At 64.4% G+C, this 6985-nt stretch carries 6 protein-coding genes and 1 riboswitch; of the genes, 4 read left to right on the top strand and 2 right to left on the bottom strand.

Annotation, left to right across the window (positions count from 1 at the left end):
* Positions 1-338: 338 nt before the first annotated feature.
* Complete coding sequence (gene apaG, locus YU9_RS0124565; protein ID WP_024337101.1) at positions 339-731, bottom strand: Co2+/Mg2+ efflux protein ApaG; 393 nt, start codon at positions 729-731, stop codon at positions 339-341.
* A 196-nt stretch (positions 732-927) separates the two neighbouring features.
* Here apaG and YU9_RS0124560 point away from each other — a divergent pair, with 196 nt between their 5' ends.
* The 3 genes from YU9_RS0124560 to YU9_RS0124550 are packed head-to-tail and all read left to right on the top strand — an operon-like array spanning position 928 to position 3968.
* Complete coding sequence (locus YU9_RS0124560; protein WP_027575189.1) at positions 928-2184, top strand: OpgC domain-containing protein; 1257 nt, start codon at positions 928-930, stop codon at positions 2182-2184.
* Positions 2184-2963, top strand: a complete 780-nt coding sequence (locus YU9_RS0124555; RefSeq protein WP_027575188.1) for a lipolytic enzyme — start codon at positions 2184-2186, stop codon at positions 2961-2963. Before YU9_RS0124560 ends, YU9_RS0124555 begins: the two co-directional genes overlap by 1 nt.
* Positions 2964-2975: 12 nt before the next feature.
* The gene (locus tag YU9_RS0124550) at positions 2976-3968 is read left to right on the top strand and encodes an SGNH/GDSL hydrolase family protein (protein ID WP_027575187.1); all 993 of its coding nucleotides are present in this window, start codon (positions 2976-2978) and stop codon (positions 3966-3968) included.
* Between the two features lie 40 nt (positions 3969-4008).
* Here the strand turns inward: YU9_RS0124550 and YU9_RS0124545 are convergent, their stop codons facing one another.
* Positions 4009-5196 (bottom strand): O-succinylhomoserine sulfhydrylase, encoded by a 1188-nt coding sequence (locus tag YU9_RS0124545; RefSeq protein WP_027575186.1) that lies wholly within the window; start codon positions 5194-5196, stop codon positions 4009-4011.
* A gap of 73 nt (positions 5197-5269) precedes the next feature.
* Positions 5270-5349: riboswitch (SAM riboswitch) on the bottom strand.
* Between the two features lie 80 nt (positions 5350-5429).
* Between YU9_RS0124545 and YU9_RS0124540 the strand changes: the two genes are divergently transcribed.
* Complete coding sequence (locus YU9_RS0124540) at positions 5430-6566, top strand: 2'-deoxycytidine 5'-triphosphate deaminase (RefSeq protein WP_156952091.1); 1137 nt, start codon at positions 5430-5432, stop codon at positions 6564-6566.
* The last annotated feature ends 419 nt before the right edge of the window (positions 6567-6985 follow it).

The raw sequence follows: 6985 nt of genomic DNA, 5'->3' as shown, positions 1-6985 counted from the left end.
TTGAAATGTGAATTGAAAGAATGCGACGTCGCCCCTTGCTCCGTCATTGCGAGCGCAGCGAAGCAATCCAGAATCCCTCCGCGGGGACACTCTGGATTGCTTCCGCCTTCGCCGAGGCTTCGGCGGACAAGTCGCTGCGCTCGCAATGACGAGGAAGAGAGAGCGCGCGCCAAACTCCGCTCCCGTGCCCCGGACGCAGCGCAGCGTCACTTCGACGATGCGCTGCAGAGCCGGGGCCCATCGATCCGCAGCGTGCCGTGTTGCCCTGGGTCCCGGCTCTGCGCCGCAGCGCTTGACGCGCTGCAGCTTGTCCGGGACACGAGGTGAACGATGCGCGGCTAATTCAACACCCGCTTGTTGTCCGGGCTGTCCAGCGAGAACGTCGGCACGTCGATCTCGAAGCGCTCGCCGGTTTCGCTGACCATCTGGTAGCGGCCGGTCATGAAGCCGGAGGCGGTCGAGAGCGGCACGCCGGAGGTGTATTCGAAGCGCTCGCCGGGGGCCAGGATCGGCTGCTCGCCGACCACGCCCTCGCCCTTCACCTCCTGCTGCCGGCCGGAGGCATCGGTGATGATCCAGTGCCGCGTCTTGAGCTGCACGGTCTCTTCGCCCGAATTGGTGATAACGATGGTGTAGGACCAGAAGTAGCGCGAGCGGTCGGCCGACGACTGCTCCGGAACAAAGTTCGGCTCGACGGTCACTTCGATCTGGCGGGTCACGGCGCGGTACATGGTTGCCATCATACCGAAATCCGTCCCGGGAACCAAACGCCGCGGCTGGCTTTGGCGACATCGTCCCGCCAGAATTCGACGTGAAGGACACCCCCAAAGGGAGACACTCTTATGTGATCCGGCCGCTTTGCGAGACGACAGCCGGACCATTACACTCCTTGAACGTCGCGATTTGCGGAAGGGTTTTTAGGCCCCGATGACCATTGCCGACCAAGTGACGGGATCGACGATCGCGGGAACCGCGGGGGCCAAGCCCGCGGGGACCAAGCCGCGCGCCGCTGCGCCGGCCATCACGCTGCCCGCCATCGGCGAGCGCGAGCTACGGCTCGATCTGTTCCGCGGGCTCGCGCTGTGGCTGATCTTCATCGACCATCTGCCGACGAGCCTGCTGACCTGGTTCACCATCCGCAATTACGGATTCAGCGACGCCACCGAGATCTTCATCTTCATCTCCGGCTACACCGCCGCCTTCGTCTATGGCCGGGCGATGCTGGAGAGCGGCGTCGTCATCGCCACCGCGCGCATCCTGCGCCGGGTCTGGCAGATCTACGTCGCCCACGTCTTCCTGTTCACGATCTTCCTCGCCGAGATCTCCTATGTGGCGACCAGGTTCGAGAACCCGCTCTACACCGAAGAGATGGGTATCATGGACTTCCTCAAGCAGCCCGACATCACCATCGTGCAGGCGCTGCTGCTGCGCTTCCGCCCCGTGAACATGGACGTGCTGCCGCTCTACATCGTGCTGATGCTGGCGCTGCCCTTGATCCTGTGGTCGATGAAATGGCGGCCCGACGTCACGCTTGGCCTGTCGGTCGTGCTCTACGCGGTGACTTGGGAATACGACCTCTATTTCTCCGCCTATCCGAACGGCTTCTGGGCGTTCAATCCCCTGGCCTGGCAATTGCTTTTCGTGTTCGGTGCATGGTGCGCGCTCGGGGGTGCGCGCCGCATGTCGCGCATTCTGGCCTCGCCGGTGACGATGTGGATCGCGATCGCCTATCTTGCCGCGGCGTTCTACGTCACGCTGACCTGGTACGTGCCGCAGCTCTCGCAGTTCATGCCGAAGCGGATCGAGCAATGGATGTATCCGATCGACAAGACCGACCTCGACGTGCTGCGCTTCACGCATTTCCTGGCGCTGGCCGCGCTCACCGTGCGCTTCCTCTCCCGGGATTGGCCGGGCTTGAAATCGCGCTGGCTACGACCATTGATTCTATGTGGTCAGCATTCTCTCGAGATCTTTTGTCTCGGCGTCTTCCTGGCCTTTGCCGGCCACTTCATTCTCGCTGAAGTGTCCGGCGGCGCAGCCATGCATGCGCTGATTAGTCTCTCCGGGGTCCTGATCATGTGGGGCGTGGCCTGGGTGATTTCGTGGTACAAGCGCGTGGCTGACAAGAGCGGTGCGAAAACCAAAAACGCCGTCGGCAACGCCGATCTGGCGGGAGGGGGCTGATGAAGGCGAAGGTTCTCCTGAGCCTGATCCTGCTATGCGGTGGCCTCGCCGCGCCTGTGGCGCGTGCGGGCGATGCTGCGCCTGCTGCTTCCCCTCCGCCCGCGGCCTGCGAATTGCCGTCCTATCTGCTGACCAGCGAAAGCCGGCTGCCCAAGGTCGCTCACGCGGTCAAGGCCGGCAAACCGCTCGATATCCTGGTCGTCGGCAGTCGCTCGACCACGATACCGTCGTCGGAGAGCAGCTCGTATCCGGCGCGCATGGAGGCGAACCTCAAGGAGAAGCTGCCAGCGTCCGAGGTGGTGCACGTCTCCGTAGAAATACAGAGCAAGAAAACGGCAGAGGAGGCCGCCTCCACCTTCGTTAAGCTGATGGAAGCAAAAACGCCTACTTTGGTGATCTGGCAGACCGGGACCGTGGATGCTATTCGATCCATCGATCCCGACGAATTTCGCAGCGCGGTGACCGACGGGGTTGTTGCGCTGCAAAAGGCAGGGGCTGACGTCGTCTTGATGAATCTACAGTACAGCCCGCGCACCGAAACCATGATCTCGGCGCAGCCTTTTCTCGACAATATGCGCGTGGTGGCGCAGGAGCACGACATCCCGCTATTCGATCGTTTCGCGATCATGCGGCAGTGGAATGATCAGGGCCAGTTCGACCTGTTCAGCCCGTCCCGCGGGCCTGAGCTGGCGAAGCAGGTCCATGATTGCCTTGGCCGCGCGTTGGCACAGTTCGTGATTGACGCAGCTCATCTGGAGCCGGCCCAGCAGCAAAATTGAGGTCTAGCGTTAATGAGTTCTCTCCGCCCTTTTTGCCTGACGTCATGGCTGGCCGCGCCTGCAGCCGCAGTGCTGTTGTTGCTGACGCCGGCCTCGCAATCGCATGCGCAGACGCAAGCCGCACAGGCGACACCCGCACCCCCGCAGCCGGCTGATCCCGCGTCCGCTTCGCCCTCCCAGACCACCGTCGCCGCGACGTCGCCCGAGCAGCGCGGCGTCGCGGCGCGCGCCGTCGATAAGGTGAAGGAGGTCGCAAAGTCCGCCGCCGACATCTTCAGCCGCGTGCCCTGCCTGCCGCCGAAGGGCAGCTCGAAGGCCATGGGTTCGCTGCCGCATGTCGCAAGCAAGCTCGTCGCCGGCCAGCCCGTCGTCATCGTCGCGTTCGGCTCCTCGTCGACCGCAGGATTCGGCGCGAGCTCGCCGGAATTCAATTACCCCAATCGCCTCGCCGCGCAGCTGCGCCGGCATTATCCGACGGCCGACATCACCGTCGTCAATGCCGGCGTCGGCGGCGAGGATGCGCCCGAAATGATGAAGCGCCTGCAGACGCAGGTGATCGACGTGCATCCGGATCTCGTGATCTGGCAGGTCGGCACCAACGCGGTGCTGCGCAATCTCGATCCCGCCGACACCGCCAAACTGGTCGAGGACGGCATCAGCCGCATTCAGGCCGCTGGCGGCGCCGACATCGTGCTGGTCGATCCGCAATATTCGCCGGCCGTCAACCAGCGCAAGGAGAGTGCCGGCAAGATGGTGAAGCTGCTCGGCAAGATCGCCGAGCTCCGCCACGTCGGCATTTTCCCGCGCTTCGAGGTGATGCGCGACTGGCACGAGAACCAATCGATCCCGGTCGAGAGCTTCGTGATCGCCGACGGCCTGCACATGAACGATTGGGGCTACGCCTGCTTCGCCCAGCTGCTCGGCGACGACATCATCCGCTCCGTCGGCCAGATCAGGATCGGTGTGAACGTGCCGGCGGATGTGAGAACGTATCGGCCGATGTGAGGCTTCGCTTACCCTCCCCTGGAGGGGGAGGGTAAGAAGATCACGCCTTCTCCAGCGCGGCCGTCAGATCCTCGATCAGATCATCCGCGTGCTCGAGTCCGGCCGAGAGGCGGATAAAACCCTCGCTGATGCCGAGCGCGGCGCGGTCTTCCGGCTTGAGACGCTGATGCGTCGTGGTCGCCGGATGCGTGACGAGGCTCTTGGCGTCGCCGAGATTGTTGGAGATCTTCGCAAGCTTCAGCTCGTTGAGCACGCGGAACGCCGCGGCCTTGCCGCCCTTGACCTCGAAGCCGACCAGCGTCGAGCCGCCGCGCATCTGCTTCTTCACCAGTGCTGCCTGCGGATGATCGGCGCGGCCGGGATAGACCAGTCGCGAGATCTTCGGATGGCTCGCCAGCACCTCGGCGATGCGCGCCGCGGTGTCGGTCTGCGCGCGCACGCGCACGCCGAGCGTCTCCAGGCCCTTGAGCAGAACCCAGGCGTTGAACGGCGAGATCGACGGGCCGGTCTGGCGCATGAAATTGTGGATGTGCTCGGCAATGAAGGCTTCCGAGGACAGGATGATGCCGCCGAGGCATCGGCCCTGGCCGTCGATATGCTTGGTCGCGGAGTAGACGACGACGTCGGCGCCCAGCGCCAGCGGGCTCTGCCAGATCGGCGTTGCGAACACGTTGTCGACGACGAGCCGCGCGCCGCCCTTGTGTGCGATCTCGGCGATGCCGGGAATGTCGAGCACGTCGAGCGTCGGATTCGTCGGGCTCTCCAGGAAGAACGTCTTGGTGTTGGGTCTCAGTGCCCGCTGCCACTGGTCGAGATCGAGCCCGTCGACCAGCGTGGCCTCGATGCCGTAGCGCGGCAACAGGTCCTGGATGACGTAGAGGCACGAGCCGAACAGGGCGCGGGAGGCGACCACATGATCGCCGGCTTTGAGCGGCGCCAGGATCGCGGTCGTCACCGCCGCCATGCCGGTCGCCGCCGAGCGCGCGGCCTCGGCGCCTTCGAGCTCGATCATGCGGCGCTCGAACATCGCAATCGTCGGGTTGGAGTAGCGCGAATAGATGAAGCCGGGGTCCTCGCCCTTGAACCGCGCCTCGCACTCCTCCGCGCTCGCGTAGACATAGCCTTGCGTCAGGAACAGCGCCTCCGACGTCTCGCCATATTGCGAGCGCAGGGTGCCGGAATGGACCAGGCGGGTTTCGGGGCGGTAGTTGGCAGGCGACTTCGACATAGGGTCCTCCGACATGACCATCGGGCAAAAATGGTCACAAAAAAACCGGCCTGGATATCTCCACTGGCCGGGATCACAGAGGTCCCCGGCCTGTTTAGCGACTTATTTAACGTGGCTGCAAGCCGGCCGGCTCAAATCACCACGGGATAAGTGATGCTCATATTCCGCAATCCCCTTTCCGTCAAGGCGTCCATCGGCTAGCCGTAAAAGGCTGGTATGTCCCGCATTTCGGGATGCGTTTGACCCCTGATGAGGACCCCCGGTTGACGTTCACGGTCGCCGCCGACGCCAATGGTATCCTGCCCGACCGCATGATCGCGGCGATGGCGGAAGAAGGCCTCATCCTGCCCGCATACGACTTCGTCGAGAGCCAGATCCAGCCGGCAAGCCTCGATTTGCGCCTCGGCGACATCGCCTATCGCGTCCGTGCCAGCTTCCTGCCCGGTCCCGGCGCCACGGTCGCCGAGCGCATCGACGAGTTGAAGCTGCACGAGTTCAGCCTCGCCGACGGCGCGGTGCTGGAGACCAACTGCGTCTACATCGTGCCGCTGCTCGAGAGTCTGGCGCTGCCGCCGGAGATCGTCGCAGCCGCAAATCCGAAGAGCTCGACCGGCCGGCTCGACGTCTTCACCCGCGTCATCGCTGACGGCACCCGCCGCTTCGACATGATCGGTGCCGGCTATCACGGGCCGCTCTATGCCGAGATCAGCCCGAAGACGTTTCCGGTGCTGGTGCGCGAGGGCTCGCGCCTGAGCCAAGTGCGCTTCCGCACCGGCGATGCCATCCTCAACGCCGACGAGCTCGACGCGCTGCATGCCGCCGAGCGCCTCGTCGACATCGATGATGCCGATCTCTCCGGCGGCGTCGCCGTCTCTGTCGATCTCTCCGGCGAGAAGGGCGGCGGCTTCGTCGGCTACCGCGCCAAGCGCCACACCGGCGTCGTCGACGTCGATCGCCGCTCCGGCTATGCCGTGGAAGATTTCTGGGAGCCGATCTCGGCGCGCCCCGACGGCAGCCTGATCCTCGATCCCGGCGAGTTCTACATCCTCGCCTCCAAGGAAGCCGTGCAGGTGCCGCCCGATTACGCCGCGGAGATGGTGCCGTTCGATCCACTGGTCGGCGAATTCCGCGTGCACTATGCCGGATTCTTTGATCCCGGCTTTGGCTATGCCGGTGCCGGCGGACAAGGCGCGCGCGCCGTGCTGGAGGTGCGCTCGCGCGAGGTGCCGTTCATCCTCGAGCACGGCCAGATCGTCGGCCGCCTCGTCTATGAGAAGATGCTGGCGCGTCCCGACGCGATGTACGGCCAGCGCATCGGCTCGAATTATCAGGCGCAGGGCCTGAAGCTGAGCAAGCATTTCCGGGTGTAGCTACACACTCTATTGTCATGCCCCGGCTTGACCGGGGCATCCAGTACGCCGCGGCTTCTCGATTTGATCACTGCCGTCTCGGAGTACTGGATCGCCCGATCAAGTCGGGCGATGACACCGAATGTGTGCCAGGATGTGCAAAATCCAGCGATATGCAGGGTCTCGCCATCGCCTCTCCTCCCCGCGTGCGGGGAGAGGCCGACGCGCGTAGCGCGGCGGGTGAGGGGGAGGCTCCGCGAGTCCCAGCTGTTACCGGTTGCGCGGATAGAGCCCCGCACCCCGCCCTCTCCCCGTAAGAACGGGGAGAGGGCGACGAGAGCCGAATTCCATTCATCGAAATGCGCTGCCGCAGGGCACGCCTGCATCAGGCGCAGGAGGAATCGGCAATCGCCGTGCTAACAAGCCCCTGCCGCGCCTTT

The organism is Bradyrhizobium sp. WSM1743 (genome assembly GCF_000473065.1).
Lineage (GTDB): Bacteria > Pseudomonadota > Alphaproteobacteria > Rhizobiales > Xanthobacteraceae > Bradyrhizobium.
This window is presented reverse-complemented; position numbering and strand designations above follow the sequence as displayed.

What these genes read in the sequence shown, in the direction of transcription:
- apaG (WP_024337101.1), bottom strand. Translation starts at nt 731, where the DNA reads ATGTACCGCGCCGTGACCCGCCAGATCGAAGTGACCGTCGAGCCGAAC.
- YU9_RS0124545 (WP_027575186.1), bottom strand. Translation starts at nt 5,196, where the DNA reads ATGTCGAAGTCGCCTGCCAACTACCGCCCCGAAACCCGCCTGGTCCAT.
- YU9_RS0124560 (WP_027575189.1), top strand. Translation starts at nt 928, where the DNA reads ATGACCATTGCCGACCAAGTGACGGGATCGACGATCGCGGGAACCGCG.
- YU9_RS0124550 (WP_027575187.1), top strand. Translation starts at nt 2,976, where the DNA reads ATGAGTTCTCTCCGCCCTTTTTGCCTGACGTCATGGCTGGCCGCGCCT.
- YU9_RS0124555 (WP_027575188.1), top strand. Translation starts at nt 2,184, where the DNA reads ATGAAGGCGAAGGTTCTCCTGAGCCTGATCCTGCTATGCGGTGGCCTC.
- YU9_RS0124540 (WP_156952091.1), top strand. Translation starts at nt 5,430, where the DNA reads ATGCGTTTGACCCCTGATGAGGACCCCCGGTTGACGTTCACGGTCGCC.